Here is a 19437-nt window from a genome sequence, read left to right on the forward strand (position 1 = left end):
TGGTCATCGCGGCTGGAAAAGGATCATCAGCCCTAGCACGAAAAGCACGGCCAGCAAGCCGTCGAGACGGTCGAAGAAACCGCCATGGCCCGGAATGAAGTGGCCCGAGTCCTTCACCCCGGCCCGGCGCTTCATCCAGCTTTCGAAGAAATCGCCGGCTTGCGCGCAGACGGCCAGCAGTATGCCGGTCATCAGACAGGTCGCGAAAAGCGGCACCGCATTGGCCGTCAGGTACCAACAGGGCTGCATCCCGAAGCAGGCGGGGCCGTCCGCCGCATTGCCCTGCGGATGGACCGAGATCAGCCCCTCCTGCCAGAAGCGCGCGGCGCCGAACAGGACCAGCGTGGCGCCAAGGACGCCGCCGAGCAGGCCGGACCAGGTCTTGGACGGACTGATGGAAGGTGCGATCTTCGGGCCGCCCAGCGAGCGTCCCGTGAAATAGGCGCCGACATCGACGCCGATCACGGCCAGCAGGATCGTCAGCAGCGGCGCAAGGCTGAAAGCCGGGTTGCGCAGGAACAGCAACATCGCGGCGCCGATGCCCACATAGAGCATGCCGCCGAAGTTGAAGGCCGCGCGCTCGCCGGGATGTTGCGTGCCGCCGCGGGCCAGCTTGACCCATTCCCAGAGCACGCCGAGCGCCACGGCACAGACGAAGGCGGTCCAGACCACCCCTCCCAGCCACAGCGCGCCGCCGGCCACGACCAGCATGACCACGGCCGAGGCCGTCCGCACGCCCAGGTCGGACTTCTTCCTGCCGGGGTCAGCGTCCGCCATAGCGTCGCTCGCGGGAGGTGAAATCTTCCAGGGCCTGGCGCAAGTGCTCGGCGGTGAAGTCCGGCCAGAGCACTTCGGTGAACATCATTTCCGCATAGGCCGCCTGCCAGAGCAGGAAATTCGACAGCCGAACTTCGCCCGAAGTGCGGATCAGCAGATCGAGCGGGGGCATGTCCGCCGTATCGAGTTCGGCAGCGATGGTGTCGGGCGTGATCGGGCCCTTCGCGGCTGCCTTGCTGGCGGCGCGGGCGATCTCGTCCTGTGAACCGTAATTGAGCGCCACGGCCAGCGTGGTGCCGGTGTTGCCGGCCGTCCGCGCGACGGCACCTTCGACCAGTTCGACCACATCGGGCTTGAAGGCCTTGTAATCGCCGATGATCTTCAGCCGGACACCGGCCGCTGCAAACTCGTCCAGATCGGAGAGGATGAAGCGCTTCATCAGGCTCATGAGGTCGGAGACTTCTTCCTCCGGCCGCCGCCAGTTCTCCGTGGAGAAGGCGTAGAGCGTCAGCGCTTCCAGCCCCATCTCCCGGGCGCCGCGCACCACGCGGCGAACCGATTCGACGCCGCGCTGGTGACCCAGCGCACGCGGCAAGTGGCGCTTCTTCGCCCAGCGCCCGTTGCCATCCATGATGATGGCAACGTGGCGCGCCACGACTTTCGCAGGTTCTTCCTTGGCCATCAGGTCTCCCTCGCGGCGAGGCTAAGCCTCACTTGCCGAGGATTTCCTTCTCCTTGCGGCCGAATTCCTCGTCGAGCAACTTGATCATGTCGTCGGTCAGCTTCTGGACTTCGGTTTCGCCGCGCTTGCGCTCGTCTTCCGAGATTTCCTTCTTCTTCTCGTCCGCCTTCAGGTTCTCGATACCATCGCGGCGCACGTTGCGCACGGCGACGCGGGCCTTTTCGGCGTAGGAGCCGGCGAGCTTGGCCAGTTCCTTGCGGCGTTCCTCGGTCAGGTCGGGAATCGGCAGGCGCAGGGTGTTGCCGTCATTGATCGGGTTGAGGCCGAGACCGGCCGAACGGATCGCCTTTTCGACGGGACCGATGTTGGTCTTGTCCCAGACCTGCACCGAAAGCATGCGCGGTTCGGGCGCCGAGATCGTGGCGACTTGCGTGATCGGCGTGTTGGCACCGTAGACGGTGACCATGATCGGCTCCAGCAGCGCGGTGTTGGCGCGGCCGGTGCGCAGGCCCGAAAGGTCGTGCTTCAGCGCTTCGATCGCGCCGGTCATGCGGCGTTCGAGATCCGCCTTGTCGTACTTGGCCATTGTTCAGGCTCCCTTCTGGACGATCGTCTTGGTGCCGCCACCGGCAAGAACAGTGGCGAGATTGCCCTTCTCGCGGATCGAGAACACGACGATCGGAATGGAATTGTCGCGGCACAGGGCCACGGCGGAGGCGTCCATCACCTTCAGGTTGTCGGCGAGGACGGTGTCGTAATCGACCGAATCGTAGCGCTTGGCATCCGGATTGGTCTTGGGGTCGCTGTCATAGACGCCGTCGACGCTGGTGCCCTTCAAGAGAGCGTCGCAGCGCATTTCGGCGGCGCGCAGGGCAGCGCCCGAATCGGTGGTGAAATAAGGTGCGCCAACGCCGGCGGCGAAGATCACCACGCGGCCCTTTTCCAGGTGACGCTCGGCACGGCGGCGGATCACCGGCTCGCAGACCTGGTCCATCTGCACGGCGGACTGCACGCGGGTCTCGACGCCGAGCTGCTCGAGCGCATTCTGCATCGCCAGGGCGTTCATGACGGTGGCCAGCATGCCCATGTAATCGGCCTGCGCACGGTCCATGCCGCGCGCGGCGCCGGCCATGCCGCGGAAGATATTGCCGCCGCCGATGACGAGGCAGACCTCCAGGCCGGTTTCCTTGGCCGCCTTCACTTCCTTGGCAAGTTCGGCGACGAATTCGGGATCGATTCCGAACTGCTGGCTTCCCATCAAGACCTCGCCCGACAGTTTCAGCAGGACGCGCTTGTAAGGGGAAGAACTCATGGCCGCACAATCTCCTCTGGGCAGGACCGCCCGGCTTTAGGAGCGCGCGGGCCGATTGCCAAGGGGCGAGCTTGTGGATGACCGCGCCCGGTCTGCGCGGCGGCCCCTCCTACCCCTTCATAGGTAGCGCATCCACCAGGCGGGGCTGGCGCGCTTGACCCCGGCGAACCAGCGCGTGGCGAACCAGCAGGGGACCGCGGTGAGCGCTGCCAGCGCCCAGATCCAGCCCACCGAAGGCACGCTTGTCAGGCCCTGCGCGCCCATCACCGCACCGGCCGCGCGGTTGGCCGCGTGGAGCAGATAGAGATGGACGAGGTAGAAGAACAGCGGCGCCCCGCCCAGCACGGCCAGCCACCGGATCGCCGCACCGGCGCCGCGGTGTTCCGCGCGTTCGAACAGGTTGAGCAGCGAGGCACCTATGCCAAGGGTCAGCAGCAGGAAACAGGCGGAGGCCGGATACTTGGTGAGGTTCACGAAGGCCATGGCATCGCGCGGCATGTTTCCGCTGACGGTCCAGGCCTGGGTGTCACCGTATCCCGTCGCTGCGCGCAGCAGGGCGAAGAGGGCCAGACTTCCGGCTGAAAACAGAAGGAGCGCCCTGCCCCGCATCTTCGGGTTCGCCTCGCGGCCGAACCACGGCCCGGCGGCATAGCCGATCGCCATCGCCCCGATCCAGGGCAGAACCGGATAGGAGGTGCGCGCCGCCGCGCCCCAGGGCAGCGCGATCAGGTCGCGCTGGTGGAGAATCGCCCAGAGGGCATGCCCGGGCGCGTCCGGCGCCAGCGTGATGCCGTCGAGGAGGTTGTGCCCCAATATGAGCGCCCCGCCCAGGCCCGCGACACAGGCGCGTGGCAGATGGATGAGCGCGGCCAAGGCCAGCATCGACAGGCCGATCGCCCAGATGACCTGGAGAAAATAGGTCTCGGGCGCCGGGTCGAAAGTCCAGGCGAAGTTCACCAGAGTCACTTCCAGCACGATGAGGAACAACCCGCGCTTGGCCAGGAAAGCCCCGGCCCGCGCCGCATCGCCGCGCGCATGGAGCCAGGCCGATACGCCGGTCAGTACGACGAAGACCGGCGCGCAGAGATGCGCCGCAAGTCGCGTAAGGAACAGCGCGGGATCGGTGACATCGAGGTTCATGGGATCGGTGACCTGCCGATCGAGATAGAAGAACTCGCGGGTATGATCGACGAGCATCAACAGCATGACGAGCCCCCTCAGGGCATCGATGGCCATGATGCGCGGACCCGGCATGGGACGCACGGCTTCGTGCTGCGGCAGGGATAGGAGATCGGCTCGGCTCATGCCTCGCGCAGTACAGTAACGTTATATCATTTCAACCCTGCAACGCAGATCGCATGCGATCCTGGCTTCTTACAGAGCCAGGCCCGCCAGTTCCTCTTCGCGAACGTCGTAAGCAAGCTGCGCCAGCCTTACGTCGGCCATGCGCCGTTCGGCCCAGTCGATCATGGCTTGAAGCGCGGCGAGCAATTCACGTCCCAGCGGCGTGATGGCATAGCTGACCGTCACCGGCACCGTCGGCACGACCGCGCGCACGACCAGTCCGTCACGCTCCAGCGAGCGGAGGGTCTGGCTCAGCATCTTCTGGGAAATCCCGTCGATCCGCCGTTTCAGAGCGTTGAAACGCATCTCCCGAGAACCCAGGGTGGTCAGGATCAGCACGCTCCATTTGTCGGCAATGCGATCCAGCAATTGCCGGGTCGGACAGTTCGCCGCGTAGACGTCCGGGAGACGGTCACCGGTTCCCTCGGGGTAACCCGGTGCGCTGAAAGTGCCTTCTTGCATGGCCACGCTCCATGACACACTTGGTCACTATTGGAAACCAGTGGAGTATCCGGAAATGAAGATTGCAGTCCTCGGCGCCAGCGGCCGCGCCGGATCGGAAATCGCCAGGGAGGCCGCCGCGCGCGGCCATCAGGTTCTCGCCATCGCGCGCAATCCTGCGAAGATTCCGTCGGTAGAAGGCGTGACCGCCACGGCCGGCGACGCCTCCGACCCCGAGGCGCTCGCCCCGCTCATCGCCGGCAACGATGCGGTGATCAGCGCGCTCCACTTCGATGTCTCCGCCGACACACTGCTTGGCACGCTCCGCAAGGCGGGGGTCCACCGCCTCCTCGTCACCGGCGGTGCCGCCAGCCTCGAAGTCGCGCCCGGCAAGCGGCTCATCGATTCGCCGGATTTCCCGGAAGAGTGGAAGCCCTTTGCAACCGGCGGCATCACTTTCCTCGACGCGCTCAGGCAGGTCGACGATGTGGACTGGACCTTCTTCTCCCCCGCCGCGCTGATCTTCGAAGGCCCGCGCACGGGAGCCTACCGCACGGGGGGCGACCTGCTCCTCACGGACGAAGCCGGAGAGAGCAAGATCAGCTTTGCCGACTACGCCATCGCCATGGTCGACGAACTGGAAGCACACCGGCACAGCCGCGCGAGGTTCACCGCCGCCTACTGACCCTGCACCGCGCAAAGAAAAAGGGCCGGGAAGCCTAAGCTCACCGGCCCTTTTCTTATTTCGGTATCCGCGAAGGATCAGCCGGCGACAGCAGCAGCCACTTCGGCTGCGAAGTCGGTGACTTCCTTCTCGATGCCTTCGCCGAGCTGGAAGCGGACGTAGTCCTTCAGCACGATCTTGGCGCCGGCTTCCTTGCCGGCCTGGTCGACGACCTGCTGGATCGGGGTCTTGTTGTCCATGACGAAGACCTGCGAGAGCAGAGCGTTTTCCTTGGCGTACTTGGCGATCGCGCCTTCGACCATCTTGGCCTGCACGGCTTCGGGCTTGCCCGATTCGGCGGCCTTTTCCTGGGCGATCTTGCGCTCGCGCTCGATCAGCTCGGCGTCGAGGTCGTCGGCGTTGAGGGCCAGCGGGAAGGCAGCGGCGATGTGCATCGCGATCTGCTTGCCGAGGGCTTCGAGAACGTCAGCCGAAGCTTCCGATTCGAGCGCGACGAGAACGCCGATCTTGCCGAGGTTCGGCGCGGCAGCGTTATGCATGTAGGGGATGACCAGGCCCTGAGCGACTTCGACGGTCTTCAGACGGCGAACCTGCTGGTTCTCGCCGATGGTCGCAACATTGTTGGTCAGCGCGTCACCAACGGTGCCGCCGGTCGGGTAGGCAGCGGCCTTGAGCGCTTCCACGTCGTCACCGGCAACGCCGAGGGCGACTTCGGTGGTGTTGCGGACGAAGTCCTGGAACTGGTCGTTCTTCGCAACGAAGTCCGTTTCCGAGTTCACTTCGACGGCAACGCCCTTGGTGCCGGTGACGGCAACGCCGACCAGACCTTCGGCAGCCGTACGGCTGGACTTCTTGGCTGCAGCGGCCAGACCGCGAGCGCGCAGCGCGTCGACGGCGGCTTCGAGATCGCCACCGGTTTCGTCCAGGGCCTTCTTGCAGTCCATCATGCCGGCGCCAGTGCGCTCGCGCAGGTTCTTCACGTCAGCGGCGGTGTAAGCCATCGCTCAAATCCTCTTGCTTGGTGGGACCGTGTAGCACGGCCTTTAAAATCCTCGGATCGCGATGCGACCCGAAAATGCCCAGGTCGCGTTGCGGCCCATGAAATGCCCGGGTCGCACAGCGGCCCATAAAATTAACGCGCGCCAGGCCCATTGGACCCGGCGCGCGACAATTCCATGACGAAAAAGTCGTCGCCGGACCTATCAGGCCTCGACGGTCTCTTCGGCAACCGGCACGTCCATGGCGCCGAGATCGGCACCGCTGTTCACGAGCGCGTCACGACCACCCTTGGTGGCGGCCTGAGCAACGGCTTCGCAGTACAGACGAACGGCGCGGCTGGCGTCGTCGTTGCCCGGGATCGGGAACGAGATGCCCTGCGGGTTCACGTTGGTGTCGAGCACGGCAACGACCGGAATGCCAAGGACGTTGGCTTCCTTGATGGCCAGCTCTTCCTTGTTGGCGTCGATCACGAACATCACGTCCGGGATGCCGCCCATGTCGCGGATACCGCCGAGCGAGAGCTCAAGCTTGTCGCGCTCGCGGGTGAGCTGAAGGACTTCCTTCTTGGTCAGACCGGTGGTGTCGCCGGCAAGCTGCTCTTCAAGAGCCTTGAAGCGCTTGATCGAACCCGAGATGGTCTTCCAGTTGGTGAGCATGCCGCCCAGCCAGCGATGGTTGACGAAGTGCTGACCGCAAGCGCGGGCGGCCTGGGCGATCGGCTCCTGAGCCTGGCGCTTGGTGCCAACGAAGAGCACCTTGCCGCCGGCCTGGACGGTGGCCGAAACGAACTCGAGAGCGCGGGCCATCAGGGGCACGGTCTGCGAAAGGTCGATGATGTGGATGCCGTTGCGCGCGCCGAAGATGTACGGCTTCATGCGCGGGTTCCAGCGGTGGGTCTGGTGGCCGAAGTGCGCGCCGGCTTCGATGAGCTGCTGCATGGTGACGACGGGAGCCGCCATAATGTAATTCCTTCCGGTTGAACCTCTGGAAAGCAGGAACCAAGCGGGGATATCGATCCCTGGCCGCCTAGCACCGGTATGTGCGCTTTCCATGTGGATTGCCCGAGTCGCGGGTGACGCGAATTCGACACCTTTCGCCGAGCGGGGCCGCCCTTAGCGCCGTTTGCCGGAAAACACCAGCCCCAATCCGGCGTCCCGACAAGGCATTTCGTCGCAGAGCGCGAGACTTGGCGGCCAAGGCCGGAAACTACAGGGCTTCCACTGCTTTTCCACAGGGTAATCCCCAAGCTGCCGGCGCTTCTGGCGCAGTTCCATCCGGCGCCAGCGATCGGCACAGCAGAAGGGATCTTTCAAGGACAGCGCCTGAGGGGGTCGCGAATTCAAGGACGCAATCGATGACCGTCGTTTCATCCATCCTGTTCGGAATCGGCGCCGCTCTGGCGCTCATGACGATCTGGAAGAGCTACCGCGCTGCCCTGCCCGCACTGCGCAACCTGAAACGCCAGATCGACCTTGAAGCCGGAGACTCCGTGCGCTGGAGACGGGGTGCCGTATTGCCGGGAGATCGTGCCCCGCGCCGCCCCCCTGCAGTCCGCCGCCGCCTGCTCGCTCCAAAGCCCGCGCCGCATATTCCGCGCCGCCTAACCCATCATCGGGCCGCCTGACCTGACATTAGCGAATCAGTGCAGGCGCCGCGAGCCTTCCAGTCCGAACGCCTGGTCGATGGTCCGGTCATCGGCCTCCATCTCGCGCTCGATGACATCCTCCAGCAGTTCGCTCGTATGATCGATGATTGCCTGCATCTGCATGACCGCCTCGCCGATTGCCGCAGCGGTTCGGCAGGAGGGCATGAGATCGACGATGATGATGAGGCCTTGCTGCGCGTCGACTGAAAACCGGCAGCCCAGCAACCGGTCATGCAAGCGCGCGAGAGTCAGGCATAAGGCCGATCCCGGTTCGACTTCGTCCAGAACCAGACCCTTGATCTGGATCCAGTCGTCGACGCCGAATACCGACCAGACGCTCCCCGCTTCGCGATCGGTCAGGACGAGTTCGCTCGAATCAATTTCCTCCAGATCGAACTGATTGCTCTCGCACCAGTCGCGCAAGCCCTCCAGCTCGGCCAGACGATCGACGGCTTCTCCGCTCATGCCGCCCCCCGCAGCGCGCGCTTTACGCTCAGCGAAGGCCTGGACGATTCCTGCTTGACAGCCGGAGAACAAATTGAGAACAACGAGATCACAGGAACATTAATAGAACGATTCTGGATTTTCCACAAGGTGTCCACAGGCGCTGCTCTTCGGCAGACCAAGGAGGCCATGGATGATGGTTCGAAAGGAACGGTCATGACTGCTTTTGCTGCCTGTATCTTCGCTGTGGCCGCGATTGTTTCGGCCCATGTCATCGCCACGAGCTGGCTGCGCCACGCGGATGCGGCGCGGTCCTTGCCGGCGCAGCTGCGTGGCTGCCCGGACAGCACTCTTCTGGTCTGGAAAGCGATCGAACGCGTGCCCCTGCCCGCGCTCGCCACGCTCAGAAAGGACCGTTCGGTCCGTCCTCGCCGTCAGTCGCAGTGGACTGCGGCGGAACGCCCGGGACTGGAATGGCCGGGGATGGAACTGCCGGCGACGGACCTCGCCGCCTGATCTTCATGTAAGTGACGATGCCGATGGGAATCAGCGCCAGATAGGCAATGGTAATCACGGCCAGCGTGAACCAGGGCTCGGTCAGCAGCGCCGCCACGGTCAGGCCGACCAGCGCGATCAGTCCGACGCGAAGGCTTGGCGGCGGACTCATGCGGGACCAGCTGAGCGTCGGCAGGCTGGAGATCATCAGGAAGGCGATCACCACCATCCAGACGCTGACCGCGATGGGATTGGCGAATTCCGGCACCCCGCTCGCGATCCACAGATACATCGGCAGGAACGCCAGCCCCGCGCCGATCGGCGCCGGAACACCGGTCAGGAAACCGGCGTCCTTATGCGGCTGATCGATCTCGTCGAGGCGGGAATTGAAGCGCGCCAGACGCAGGACGCAGCAGATCGCGAAAGCCAGGGCGGCAATCCATCCCAGGCTGGGCAGCTGGTGAAGCGTCCAGAGATAGACGATCAGCGCCGGCGCGACACCGAACGAAATCGAATCGGCCAGACTGTCCAGCTCGGCGCCGAAACGCGTCTGCGCCTTGAGCAGGCGCGCCGCGCGGCCGTCGATGCCGTCGAGCAGGCCCGCAAGGATGATGGCCTGCACGGCCCGTTCATAATCGCCGCCGATCGCAAAACGGATACCGGTAAGGCCGGAGCAAAGCGCGGCGGCCGTGATCGCATTGGGAACGAAAACGCGCATCGGCAGCCCGCCGGCAAGGCGGCGGCGCACGCGAAGGCCATCGCCCTCGAACTCGCCGCCCTGGATTCCGTCGGGCTCGCCGTTCACTGCGAGATACCCTCGATCACCGGCGCCGAACCGAGTTCCGCCAGCACGGTTTCACCGGCGACGATCCGCTGGCCCATGAGCACCTTGGGCTCCGTTCCTGCGGGGAGATAGACGTCGACGCGGCTGCCGAAGCGGATCAGGCCGATCCGCTGGCCGGAGGCGATCATGTCGCCCGGCTTCACGAACGGAACGATGCGGCGCGCGACCAGACCGGCGATCTGCGTAAAGCAGACGCGCAGTCCATCGCCGCGCTCGACCAGGATGTGCTGGCGCTCGTTCTCTTCACTGGCCTTGTCGAGGTCGGCATTGAGGAACTTGCCGGGGATGTAGATCACCCGGCGCACCGTGCCGCCGATGGGGCTGCGATTGATGTGGACGTCGAAGACGCTCATGAAGATCGAGATGCGGGTAACCGGTTCCGTCGACATAGGCTGCGAGCCGCTGCCATCCTCGACCGTCAGTTCGCGCGGCGGAGAGACTTTGCCGATAAGCGTCACCAGGCCATCGGCCGGTGCGACGATATAACGGTCGTCCTGCGGCGTCACGCGCACGGGGTCGCGGAAGAAGGCCAGCACGCAGACCGTGAGCAGCGCCAGCGGCCAACCGACCAGCGGACCGAACACGATCCAGCCGATCAGGGCCACGACACCGGCGATGGCGCCGAACTTGCGGCCTTCCGGGTGGATGGAAGGCCAGCTCCAGGACGCTTCGCCGCGTCCCTGATTATCGAGAATTTCTCCGGGCATCACCATCCTCTAGTCAGTGTCCACCCCTCCCGCAATGCCGGGAAGAAGGGCATGTTCCCATCCGCGCCGACGGCCGGGGATAGTTTCCAGCGCGATACGCCACATGGCACCCTGTCCGCCGCGATACGCGGCACGGCACGGTTATCTCGTTCGATGCTGTAGCTGGAGGGGAGCCCCGAAGGGAATGTCCTGTTAGGGAAACCGGTGGTGGACAGGGCTGGATTCGAACCAGCGTACGCTTGCACGGGCAGATTTACAGTCTGCTGCCTTTAACCACTCGGCCACCTGTCCACACCAGTTGCTGGCGGGGGTTCTTCTTTCGAAAAACCCGTTGTGTTGAAGCTCCGAAACCAGAGCCTCGCTGCCGAGGAGCGCGCCTATGTAGAACGCGGCCTTGCCTGTCAATGGGGGGAATGGCAGGAGCGGCATAGTTTTTCCAAAAAGGACAGTTTTCATGACCAATCGTAGCGACCGGCAAGAAGGCGACCGCGAAGGCGGACGCTCCGGGAAGGCGCTGCGCGGCCGCGCAGGCCGGATGAAGAACGGCCGTGGCAGCGGCAGAGCGAGCACCGGCATGGTTCGGCTCTGGGGTCGCCACGCCGTGGAGGCCGCGCTCAAGAATCCGAATCGCAGCCATCGCAAGCTCTGGGCGACTCGTGAGGGCGTGGAATCGCTCGACGGCGAATTGCCGGCCGACTTCCCCGTCGAATGGGCCCAGCCAGCCGATCTCGCCCGCCTCGTCGCACGCGACGCTCCGCACCAGGGCCTCGTGCTCGAATGCGCACCGCTCGATGATATCTTCATCGACGATGTGCTGGATGGCGATCCCTCGCGCCCCGTCGTCGTGCTCGACCAGGTAACCGACCCGCACAACGTCGGCGCGATCATGCGTTCGGCGGCGGCCTTCAATGCCTGCGCCATCGTCACGCAGGACCGTCACGCGCCGCCCGAATCGGGTACCCTGGCCAAGAGCGCTTCCGGTGCGCTGGAAGTCCTTCCCTGGGTGCGCGTGGTCAACCTGGCCCGCGCGCTCGAGGAAATCGCGGAAGCCGGCTACTGGCGCATCGGCCTCGACGGCGCCGCGCAGTCGACTCTCGGCGAAGCGCTTCCTGCCGGACCGGTCGCGCTCGTGCTCGGCGCCGAAGGTGACGGCATGCGCCACAACATCGCCCAGCATTGCGACTCCGTCGCCAAGCTGCCGATCAGCGATGCGATGGAAAGCCTGAATGTCAGCAATGCCGCTGCCATCGCGCTTTACGCCGCGGCGACCCGCGGCTGACGATCCGAACGCAAGAGGGGCACTCATCATGAACCAAGTCGAACGGCGCCCCCTGGGGCGCCGCTTGCTGGCAGGGCTGGGCGTCACCGCCCTCGCCCTGCTGGCGGCAGCGTGCATCTTCGCACCCGGCAAATTCACCTCGACGCTGGACTTGCGCAAGAACCGCACGTTCACCTTCCGCTATGCCGGCGAAATCGTGATGGTGCCTCTCCAGGCATCCAAGCCCAAGGTCTTCGCGCCGGAAGCGTGCCACGACGAAGACTACAACGAGCACCCCTGCACCGAGGAGGAACTCGCCCAGCAGAAGACCGATTGGGAGAAGTCCAACGAGGAAAAGAAGAAGAGCGATGCTCAGGCCGCGCAAATGCTGCTGGGCGGGCTGGATCCCAGCGATCCGAAAGCCGGGGAGCAAGTGGCCGAGAAGCTCCGCCGCCAGGTCGGTTGGAACAAGGCCGTCTACATGGGAGACGGCAAGTTCGATGTCGATTTCGCGATGACCGGCCGGCTCGACCATGATTTCGCATTCCCGACCATCGAGGGCTTTGCGATGAGCAATCGGTTCGTCCAGCTCTCGCTGCGCCGGGACGGCTCGGTGCGCGTGGATGCACCATCGTTCGGACCCCAGGGCGGCGCGACGGGCATGGGGGCCATGATGAGCGGCCTGGCCAATGAAAAGGAGGGCGATGCCATGCCCGGCACCACCGAGGCCGACGGCACCTTCACCGTGACGACCGATGGCGAGATCCTGGCCAACAACACCGATGAAGGCCCTCAGGCGGCTGCCAATGGCAAGGCGCTCGTGTGGAAGATAGACCCCCGGACGCCCGCCGCACCGACGGCTCTGGTCAAACTGATGCCCTGAACCGGAGAGGGCCGGCGCCTCGGCGCAGGTCCTGCCTGGCCTGGGTCCCGGCGGCATCCTCCGCGAAACAGACCGCTACAACGAAAAACGCCGCGCCAACCCAAAGTTGGCGCGGCGTAATCTTTTCAGCCCGCGAGGCGTAGCAGGCTACAAGGATGCTTAGTTGACAGCGTCCTTGAGGCCCTTGCCGGCCTTGAACTTCGGCTGAGCCGAAGCCTTGATTTCCATCGGTTCGCCGGTGCGCGGGTTGCGGCCGGTCGAGGCCTTGCGCTTGGCAACCGAGAAAGTGCCGAAGCCAACGAGGCGAACTTCGTCGCCGGACTTCAGCGCGCCGGAGATGGCGTCGAACACGCTTTCGACGGCCTTGGTGGCATCGGTACGGGTAAGACCGCTCGAGTCTGCTACGGCGCTGATAAGATCGTTCTTGTTCATTATGGGTACCCCCTAACCTTTCTGTTGAATCGGATGTGTCGGGATATTCGGACTCGCCTCTAAACGCGACGGAATTGAGCGGTTTTTGCGCGCGGTGTCAAAGGCTAAACAAAGCCAAAACTGGCACTTTATCGCGTTTTTCCGCCATTCAGATGACGATTCCTGAATTGTGCAACGCAGCATGATCGACCGTGCGACGCCTGCCCTCTTTCCGAAAGGCATTGCGTCGAACAACAGAAGGGCCGCGCGGGTTCATTTTGCCGGCGTGGACTGATTCGCTTCGCGGAATCAAGTCGATAACCGTAATTGTCATCCAGGCGGAGACACAAAAAAGGCGGTTCGAAACCGAACCGCCTTTCAAGTTGTCCAGCCTGCAAGAGGCGGACACGATGCCGGAGCTTAGCCCTGGACGTCGTTGATGCGACGCTCGGCGATGCGAGCGCGCTTGCCGGTACGACCACGCAGGTAGTACAGCTTGGCACGACGCACGACGCCGCGGCGAACCACGGTGATCGAGTCGATGTTCGGCGAGTAGAGCGGGAATACGCGCTCGACGCCTTCGCCGAAGCTCATCTTGCGAACGGTGAAGTTCGAACCCATGCCACGGTTCGAGCGCGCGATGCACACGCCCTCGTAAGCCTGGACGCGGGTACGGGTACCTTCGACAACCTTCACGCCGACGCGGACGGTGTCGCCCGGACGGAAGGTCGGGATTTCCTTGGCGGCCTTGGCAATTTCCTCGGCCTCGATCTGCTGAATCAGGTTCATGAACCTAAGTCCTCGTTTTTGCGCCGCGCACCAGAGGCAGACTGGCCCCGAACGTCACTGCGACGTTCCCAAAGGTCCGGCCTGCGTGACCGTGTATCTTCCTCCGCCTGTTGTTTCCGCCAGGCGGCGATCTTCGCATGATCCCCCGATCGCAGCACTTCAGGGATCGTGCGCCCTTCCCACTCGGTGGGTCGGGTATATTGCGGGTATTCGAGAAGACCGTCCTCAAACGATTCCTCGGTCCCGCTGGAAGCCGCGCCCATTACGCCGGGAAGCAGGCGAATGCAAGCGTCGAGAAGCAGGATCGCCGCGGGTTCGCCGCCGGAAAGCACCGCATCGCCGACCGACATCTCCTCGACGTCGCGGCCCTCGAAAATGCGCTCGTCGAAACCTTCGAACCGGCCGCACAGGATGGTGACGCCGGAGCCCTCCGCCAACTCGCGCACGCGGGCTTGCGAGATCGGCTTGCCGCGCGGTGTCATGGCGATGACCGGCGCGGCCGGATTGATGCTGCGGGCATGGTCGATAGCCGCCGCCAGCACATCCACCTTGAGCACCATTCCCGCGCCGCCGCCTGCGGGGGTGTCGTCCACGGTGCGATGCTTGTCGGCCGCGAAATCGCGGACATGCACGGGGTTCATGGCCCATTTGCCCTCGGCAAGCGCCCTGCCCGCCAGGCTGACGCCGAGCGAGCCAGGAAACATCTCCGGATAGAGGGTGAGAACGGTGGCGTTGAAAGTCATGCTGTCGCGCAAAGCCCAATTCGGCGGCGGCGACAAGAGGCCGGGCGGGATTTTGTGCCGCTCAGAAGGGTTCCCATACTTCGGGCGGCAGGAAATCCCGGTCGCGCATCACTTCGTCGCGCAGCCATTCCCGAAAGCGTTCCAGCTTGCGGACACCCACGCGCTGCTCCGGGTGGACCAGCCAATGGCCGGTGCCGGGCAGGAACATCGTCGCGAACGGCTGGACCAGACGCCCCGCCGCCAGGTCCTCGCGCCAGATCAGTGGTGTCATCAGGGCTATGCCGAAGCCTTCGCGGGCCGCGCTGCCTTCCTGGAGCTGGTTGTCGAACATGAAGCCGCGCCGGGACGGCGGCGGCGGCGTTCCCACGCCGGCGGCCGCGAACCAGGCCGCCCACCAAGGATCGTTAGGGGCGAAGCGCTCCACCGCCAGCAAGTCTTCCGGCCGCGTGATCCTGTGGCGCTCCAGGAAATTCGGTGCACAGATCGGCGAATAGTGCTGCCGGAACAGGAATTCGCTGCGCAGCCCCTCCCAACGTCCCGCGCCGCCCCGGATCGCGGCATCGTAGTTCGAAGTCGCGAAATCGATCACTTCGTTCGAAAGCGACATGCGGACGGCAATGTCGGGATGGCGGAGCTGAAAGCGGCCGATGCGCGTGCTGAGCCAGCTTGCGCCAAGCGATACCGAGGCATTGATCGCCAGCACGTCCTCTTCTTCGCTGCGAACGGCGGCGAAAGCATCCGTCATCGCGGCAAACGCACCGGACAGCGCGGGCAACAGCCTGCGCCCGACATCCGATAGCCGCGCCCGGCCCTTCTCCCGCACGAACAGCGGCTTGCCGACCCGGTCTTCCAACTGCTTGATCTGATAGGAAATGGCCGCCTGACTCATGCCCAGTTCCTCGGCGGCACGGGAGAAATTCTCGTGCCGGCCCGCGGCTTCGAATGCGCGAACGGCGGTCAGGGGCGGCAGGCGGTCCATGGCCCGACGATAAGGCAGCCTTATGGCTGCTACCAGAGGGTTTGTTGGCAAAGAGGCGCTGCGACGCGCAGATTCCGGATATCCGAAGGAGGAACCGGACAATGCAGGACGAACATTTCATGCGCCAATGGAACGCCGGCCATGCCCGGTTTTCCGAAGATGCGGATCGCGGCCTCGTAACGCTCGCCGCCAAGGCCAAGCGCCTGCCCGGCTGGATCGGGCGCAAGGCGCGGCTGGAAACGGCGCTGGCACGAAAGGCGAGGCTGACGACCATCGCCATTCTAGCAGGCGTATTGGCCGGCTCCAGTCTGGCGGCCGTAACGCCGCTGATCGCTCCGACCGATGGCAGTCAGGCCCCGCGGCAAGCCGCACAGCCCTGCACCGACCCCGCGCTCGCCTGAGGAACCAAGGCCCCTGACGCAGAAAGGCCGCCCGGAGGCGGCCTTTCCTTATTCTTCCGCAAAGGCGGCGTTGACCACCACCCGTTCGTGATCCCATTCGGGCACGGCGGCCGGGCTCATCGGCACCATGAAGCGGCGCCGCTTGCCGTCCTCGCCTGCCGGACGCTCGATCTCGATCACGTCGCCGGCGCCGAAGTTTTCGACCGCTATGCAAGTGCCCAGCTCGTCACCCGCGTCGGAAACGGCGCGCAGACCCAGCAGGTCGGCGTGATAATACTCGCCTTCCGCCAGTTCCGGCATCTGCGAGCGCGGAACGGTGAGCGCGGTACCGCGCAGCTTTTCCGCCGCGTTACGATCGAGCACTTCTTCGAAGCGGGCGATCGCGCCGCCCTTGCCGTCATCGCGCACTTTGGTGAGCGTGAGCGTGGAATCGGTGAAGGCGCGGTAGCGCTTGAGCGCCGCCACGCCTTCACCGAACAGCTTGAGGCGAACCTCGCCCGTCACGCCGTGCGCGCCGGTTACGGCAGCAAGCGTGACGGGGCGGTCTTGACCAGCCATCTGGATTCAACCTGAAGCTTAGGCTTCGGTCGATTCCTCAGCAGCTGCTTCGGCAGGCGCTTCTTCAGCGGCCGGAGCGGCTGCAGCAGCAGCGGCAGCTTCTTCAGCTTCACGCAGCTTCTCGGCCTTTTCCTCGGCGCGGTCCTTGGCCTTCTGGCCCGGCTCACCCTTCTGGGCGTTCACGGTGGCGGCGCGTTCCTTGATGCCGGCCTTGTCGAGCAGACGGGCAACGCGGTCGGTCGGCTGGGCGCCAACGCCGAGCCAGTAACGCACGCGGTCTTCGACCAGGCGCACGCGGTTCTCGTCTTCCTTGGGGAGGACCGGGTTGTAGGTGCCGACCTGCTCAAGATACTTGCCGTCGCGCGGAGCGCGCGAGTTGGAGACGACGATCTTGTAATAAGGACGCTTCTTCGCGCCACCGCGCGACAGACGGATCGAAACGGACATTGCTCTACCTTTCCTTCAAATCTTCGAGAATTACTTTTTCAGAAACTTGCTGAGATCGGGACCACCGAGGCCCGGCATGCCGCCGGCGCCCCCACCCATGCCGCCACCAAGCCCGGGCATGGCGGCATCGAGGCCGCCTTTTCCGAACATCGCGGCAAGGCCCTTGAGGCCGCCCATCTTCTTGATCTGCTTCATGGCCTTGGACATCTCCTGGTGCATTTTCAGGAGCTTGTTGACGTCCTGCACCTGGGTGCCCGAGCCGTTGGCGACGCGAATCTTGCGCTTGGCGTTGAGCAGCGCGGGATTGACGCGCTCCTTCTGCGTCATCGAGCCGATGATCGCATCCATGCGCAGCAGCACGCGGTCGTCCATGCCCGAAGCCTGCATCGCCGCCTTGGCTTTCTTCATGCCCGGCATCATGCCGGCCAGCGCGCCCAGGCCGCCCATCTTCTGCATCTGGCCCAGCTGCATGCGCAGGTCGTTCATGTCGAACTTGCCCTGCTCCATGCGCTTGGCCAGCGCTTCGGCGTCCTCGACCTTGACCGCTTCGGCGGCCTTCTCGACGATGGAGACGATGTCGCCCATGCCGAGAATGCGGTTGGCGACGCGGCTGGGGTGGAAGACCTCGAGGGCCTCCATCTTCTCGCCGGTGCCTGCGAACTTGATCGGCTTGCCGGTGACGGCGCGCATCGACAGCGCCGCACCGCCGCGCGCATCACCGTCCATACGGGTGAGCACGACACCGGTGAGATCGACTTCGCCGGAGAACGACTGCGCAACGTTGACCGCGTCCTGACCCGTCAGCGAGTCGACCACGAGCAGCGTTTCACGCGGAGTTGCGATGGCGGCAACCGCCTTCATCTCGTCCATGAGCTGCTGGTCGACGTGGAGGCGACCGGCCGTGTCGAGCATCAGCACGTCGACGGCCTGGAGCCTGGCCGACTGCATCGCGCGGGTGGCGATCTCGGTCGGCTGCTGGCCCGGGATGATCGGCAGGGTGGCGACGCCGACCTGCTCGCCCAGGACGCGAAGCTGTTCCTGCGCGGCCGGACGGTTGACGTCCAGCGAGGCCATCAGGACCTTCTTGCCCTGCTTCTCACGAAGGAGGCGGGCGATCTTGGCCGTGCTGGTGGTCTTGCCCGAGCCCTGGAGGCCGACCATCATGATGACGACCGGAGGCGCGGCATTGAGGTCGAGTTCAGCGGTCTCTTCGCCGCCAAGCATCTCGATCAGGGCATCGTTGACGATCTTGACGACCTGCTGGCCGGGCGTGACCGAGCGCAGCACCGAGTGGCCCACGGCCTTCTCTGTAACCTGGTCGATGAAGCGGCGCACGACGGGAAGCGCGACATCGGCTTCGAGCAGCGCGATGCGGACTTCGCGCATGGCATCGCGAACGTCCTGCTCCTTGAGCGCGCCGCGACCGCGCAGCTTGTCGAAAACGCCACCAAGACGATCCGAAAGGGAGTCAAACATTCTCGCTCCTAACGTCACTCGCGGCGAACATGCCAAAATTCCTCATCGACGGGTCGAACCGCCAGAACGCCAAAAACGCCGGTGGGCGAAACCTCGCTGACCGGCGTGACGGGACGTTATGCGAAAAACGCCGGCGGACGAAACCTCGTCAGCCAGCGTGTCGCGTTCCCGCGAAACTGCAATGTTGAAATGGTGGAGCCTAGCGGGATCGAACCGCTGACCTCCTGCATGCCATGCAGGCGCTCTCCCAGCTGAGCTAAGGCCCCAATCATTTCATCGGATCGATCCTGGGAGGTCCGATCCGTTTCCGTCACGGCGACTTGCGCCTCCGCTTGGGAGGCCGCCCTCTAGATTGGGTTCACCGGACTGGCAAGAGGAAATTTTCACGGGCCTGTCATTTTCCGGAAAGCGGCCCGAAAGCGCACCCCCGCCCCTCTGCAGCCTCCTTCGCTTCGCGGCCTTTGCCCTTCGTCATTGCGAGGAGGTGAAGCCGGCGAAGCAATCCAGAGCGGTGTAGGGCTCCCCTGGATTGCTTCGCTATGCTCGCAATGACGAAGGATGGAATCGAATCTGCCGGACCAAAACGAGAAAGGGCGCGGCCGCCGAAGCGCCGCGCCCTTTTCCTTGAACTCGATCCGAGACTTACTCGTCCCGGTCGCCGTCGTCGTCGCCGGCACCGATGCCGAGATCGTCGTCACCGCCGAGGTCGACGTCGTTGTCCGGCGAATCGCCGTCGTCGTCGATATCCAGATCTTCTTCGGCCAGATCCGAATCTTCGGTCTCGACCACTTCCTTCTTCTGGATTTCCTCATAGGGAATCGGCTGCTTGGACTTCAGCACCGGCTCCGGGTGCCACGAATGGCCGCACTCGATGCAGGTGACCGGGTCGTCCTTGCCCAGGTCGTAGAAGCGGGTGCCGCATTTCGGGCAGCCGTGCTTGGCGCCCCACTCAGGCTTTGCCATGAAATGTCCTCATATTGCCCGCTCGAAAGGAACGGGCGTGAATTTCGTATCTTGATGGGAGGGCCGGCGCGCAAAATCAAGCGTCCCGGCACCATCAGGGCGCGCGCCTTGCCATAGGCCGCACCCGCTGTCAAAAGCCCGGCGATTTTGCGCC

Annotated in this window: 24 protein-coding genes and 2 tRNA genes; 5 read left to right on the top strand and 21 right to left on the bottom strand. The window is 64.6% G+C overall.

All coding sequences use genetic code 11. The annotated features are described in order from the left end of the window. Nucleotides 1–3: 3 nt before the first annotated feature. The 6 genes from AC1VV3_RS05460 to AC1VV3_RS05485 form a co-directional block, all read right to left on the bottom strand. Nucleotides 4–777 carry a phosphatidate cytidylyltransferase gene (locus AC1VV3_RS05460; protein ID WP_132263609.1) on the bottom strand — a complete coding sequence of 258 codons (774 nt, stop codon included), beginning with the start codon at nucleotides 775–777 and terminating at the stop codon, nucleotides 4–6. Next, nucleotides 764–1459 (bottom strand): polyprenyl diphosphate synthase, encoded by a 696-nt coding sequence (gene uppS, locus AC1VV3_RS05465; RefSeq protein ID WP_134095400.1) that lies wholly within the window; start codon nucleotides 1457–1459, stop codon nucleotides 764–766. Before uppS ends, AC1VV3_RS05460 begins: the two co-directional genes overlap by 14 nt. A 28-nt stretch (nucleotides 1460–1487) precedes the next feature. Beyond that, nucleotides 1488–2045, bottom strand: a complete 558-nt coding sequence (gene frr / locus AC1VV3_RS05470; RefSeq protein WP_132263613.1) for a ribosome recycling factor — start codon at nucleotides 2043–2045, stop codon at nucleotides 1488–1490. A gap of 3 nt (nucleotides 2046–2048) precedes the next feature. Further along, nucleotides 2049–2771, bottom strand: a complete 723-nt coding sequence (gene pyrH, locus AC1VV3_RS05475; protein WP_132263615.1) for a UMP kinase — start codon at nucleotides 2769–2771, stop codon at nucleotides 2049–2051. A gap of 117 nt (nucleotides 2772–2888) precedes the next feature. Continuing rightward, nucleotides 2889–4076, bottom strand: coding sequence for an acetyltransferase domain-containing protein (locus AC1VV3_RS05480; protein WP_431566733.1), 1188 nt, complete (start codon nucleotides 4074–4076; stop codon nucleotides 2889–2891). Between the two features lie 69 nt (nucleotides 4077–4145). Further along, nucleotides 4146–4577: a winged helix-turn-helix transcriptional regulator gene (locus tag AC1VV3_RS05485; RefSeq protein WP_132263619.1), complete on the bottom strand. Its 432-nt coding sequence runs from the start codon at nucleotides 4575–4577 to the stop codon at nucleotides 4146–4148. Between the two features lie 55 nt (nucleotides 4578–4632). Between AC1VV3_RS05485 and AC1VV3_RS05490 the strand changes: the two genes are divergently transcribed. Continuing rightward, entirely contained in the window at nucleotides 4633–5241 is a 609-nt protein-coding gene (locus AC1VV3_RS05490) for an NAD(P)-dependent oxidoreductase (RefSeq protein WP_431566732.1), read from the top strand. Between the two features lie 77 nt (nucleotides 5242–5318). On the opposite strand, the gene tsf is transcribed toward AC1VV3_RS05490, so the two are convergent. After that, nucleotides 5319–6242: a translation elongation factor Ts gene (gene tsf, locus AC1VV3_RS05495; RefSeq protein WP_132263623.1), complete on the bottom strand. Its 924-nt coding sequence runs from the start codon at nucleotides 6240–6242 to the stop codon at nucleotides 5319–5321. A gap of 201 nt (nucleotides 6243–6443) precedes the next feature. After that, nucleotides 6444–7199: a 30S ribosomal protein S2 gene (gene rpsB / locus AC1VV3_RS05500; protein ID WP_132263625.1), complete on the bottom strand. Its 756-nt coding sequence runs from the start codon at nucleotides 7197–7199 to the stop codon at nucleotides 6444–6446. 395 nt (nucleotides 7200–7594) lie between these two features. Here rpsB and AC1VV3_RS05505 point away from each other — a divergent pair, with 395 nt between their 5' ends. Continuing rightward, nucleotides 7595–7864, top strand: a complete 270-nt coding sequence (locus AC1VV3_RS05505; protein WP_431566731.1) for a hypothetical protein — start codon at nucleotides 7595–7597, stop codon at nucleotides 7862–7864. 15 nt (nucleotides 7865–7879) lie between these two features. Here the strand turns inward: AC1VV3_RS05505 and AC1VV3_RS05510 are convergent, their stop codons facing one another. The 4 genes from AC1VV3_RS05510 to AC1VV3_RS05525 all read right to left on the bottom strand — a co-directional run bounded on the left by AC1VV3_RS05510 (nucleotide 7880) and on the right by AC1VV3_RS05525 (nucleotide 10666). After that, nucleotides 7880–8350: a hypothetical protein gene (locus AC1VV3_RS05510; RefSeq protein ID WP_132263629.1), complete on the bottom strand. Its 471-nt coding sequence runs from the start codon at nucleotides 8348–8350 to the stop codon at nucleotides 7880–7882. A 382-nt stretch (nucleotides 8351–8732) separates the two neighbouring features. Next, a complete protein-coding gene (locus AC1VV3_RS05515; RefSeq protein WP_134095457.1) occupies nucleotides 8733–9542 on the bottom strand; it encodes a CDP-alcohol phosphatidyltransferase family protein in 810 nt (269 codons plus the stop codon). Nucleotides 9543–9625: 83 nt separating this feature from the next. Beyond that, a complete protein-coding gene (locus tag AC1VV3_RS05520; RefSeq protein WP_132263631.1) occupies nucleotides 9626–10375 on the bottom strand; it encodes a phosphatidylserine decarboxylase in 750 nt (249 codons plus the stop codon). A 205-nt stretch (nucleotides 10376–10580) separates the two neighbouring features. Further along, nucleotides 10581–10666, bottom strand: a tRNA-Tyr gene (locus tag AC1VV3_RS05525). Nucleotides 10667–10829: 163 nt separating this feature from the next. On the opposite strand from AC1VV3_RS05525, the gene AC1VV3_RS05530 reads away from it, so the two are divergent. Beyond that, nucleotides 10830–11654 (top strand): TrmH family RNA methyltransferase, encoded by an 825-nt coding sequence (locus tag AC1VV3_RS05530; protein WP_134095394.1) that lies wholly within the window; start codon nucleotides 10830–10832, stop codon nucleotides 11652–11654. 28 nt (nucleotides 11655–11682) lie between these two features. Next, on the top strand, nucleotides 11683–12516 hold the full coding sequence (locus AC1VV3_RS05535) for a hypothetical protein (protein ID WP_314464434.1): 834 nt from the start codon (nucleotides 11683–11685) through the stop codon (nucleotides 12514–12516). Between the two features lie 159 nt (nucleotides 12517–12675). Here AC1VV3_RS05535 and AC1VV3_RS05540 read toward each other — a convergent pair whose 3' ends face one another. The 4 genes from AC1VV3_RS05540 to AC1VV3_RS05555 all read right to left on the bottom strand — a co-directional run bounded on the left by AC1VV3_RS05540 (nucleotide 12676) and on the right by AC1VV3_RS05555 (nucleotide 15438). Then, complete coding sequence (locus AC1VV3_RS05540) at nucleotides 12676–12948, bottom strand: HU family DNA-binding protein (protein WP_132263636.1); 273 nt, start codon at nucleotides 12946–12948, stop codon at nucleotides 12676–12678. Between the two features lie 399 nt (nucleotides 12949–13347). Next, a complete protein-coding gene (gene rplS, locus AC1VV3_RS05545; RefSeq protein ID WP_132263638.1) occupies nucleotides 13348–13716 on the bottom strand; it encodes a 50S ribosomal protein L19 in 369 nt (122 codons plus the stop codon). After that, nucleotides 13713–14459, bottom strand: coding sequence for a tRNA (guanosine(37)-N1)-methyltransferase TrmD (gene trmD, locus AC1VV3_RS05550; protein ID WP_132263640.1), 747 nt, complete (start codon nucleotides 14457–14459; stop codon nucleotides 13713–13715). The genes rplS and trmD overlap by 4 nt, the downstream gene beginning before the upstream one ends. 61 nt (nucleotides 14460–14520) lie before the next feature. Then, nucleotides 14521–15438 (bottom strand): LysR substrate-binding domain-containing protein, encoded by a 918-nt coding sequence (locus AC1VV3_RS05555; RefSeq protein ID WP_431566729.1) that lies wholly within the window; start codon nucleotides 15436–15438, stop codon nucleotides 14521–14523. Between the two features lie 101 nt (nucleotides 15439–15539). On the opposite strand from AC1VV3_RS05555, the gene AC1VV3_RS05560 reads away from it, so the two are divergent. After that, entirely contained in the window at nucleotides 15540–15839 is a 300-nt protein-coding gene (locus tag AC1VV3_RS05560; RefSeq protein ID WP_134095391.1) for a hypothetical protein, read from the top strand. 48 nt (nucleotides 15840–15887) lie between these two features. Here the strand turns inward: AC1VV3_RS05560 and rimM are convergent, their stop codons facing one another. The 5 genes from rimM to AC1VV3_RS05585 all read right to left on the bottom strand — a co-directional run bounded on the left by rimM (nucleotide 15888) and on the right by AC1VV3_RS05585 (nucleotide 19283). Then, nucleotides 15888–16397: a ribosome maturation factor RimM gene (gene rimM, locus AC1VV3_RS05565; protein ID WP_132263644.1), complete on the bottom strand. Its 510-nt coding sequence runs from the start codon at nucleotides 16395–16397 to the stop codon at nucleotides 15888–15890. Between the two features lie 18 nt (nucleotides 16398–16415). After that, entirely contained in the window at nucleotides 16416–16844 is a 429-nt protein-coding gene (gene rpsP, locus AC1VV3_RS05570) for a 30S ribosomal protein S16 (RefSeq protein ID WP_132263646.1), read from the bottom strand. A 30-nt stretch (nucleotides 16845–16874) separates the two neighbouring features. Beyond that, on the bottom strand, nucleotides 16875–18320 hold the full coding sequence (gene ffh / locus AC1VV3_RS05575) for a signal recognition particle protein (protein WP_314464444.1): 1446 nt from the start codon (nucleotides 18318–18320) through the stop codon (nucleotides 16875–16877). Nucleotides 18321–18510: 190 nt separating this feature from the next. Further along, nucleotides 18511–18586, bottom strand: a tRNA-Ala gene (locus tag AC1VV3_RS05580). Nucleotides 18587–18962: 376 nt separating this feature from the next. Continuing rightward, nucleotides 18963–19283 (bottom strand): TIGR02300 family protein, encoded by a 321-nt coding sequence (locus AC1VV3_RS05585; protein ID WP_132263650.1) that lies wholly within the window; start codon nucleotides 19281–19283, stop codon nucleotides 18963–18965. Nucleotides 19284–19437: the final 154 nt, after the last annotated feature.

The sequence above is a fragment of the Novosphingobium sp. BL-S-34 genome (assembly GCF_056857015.1).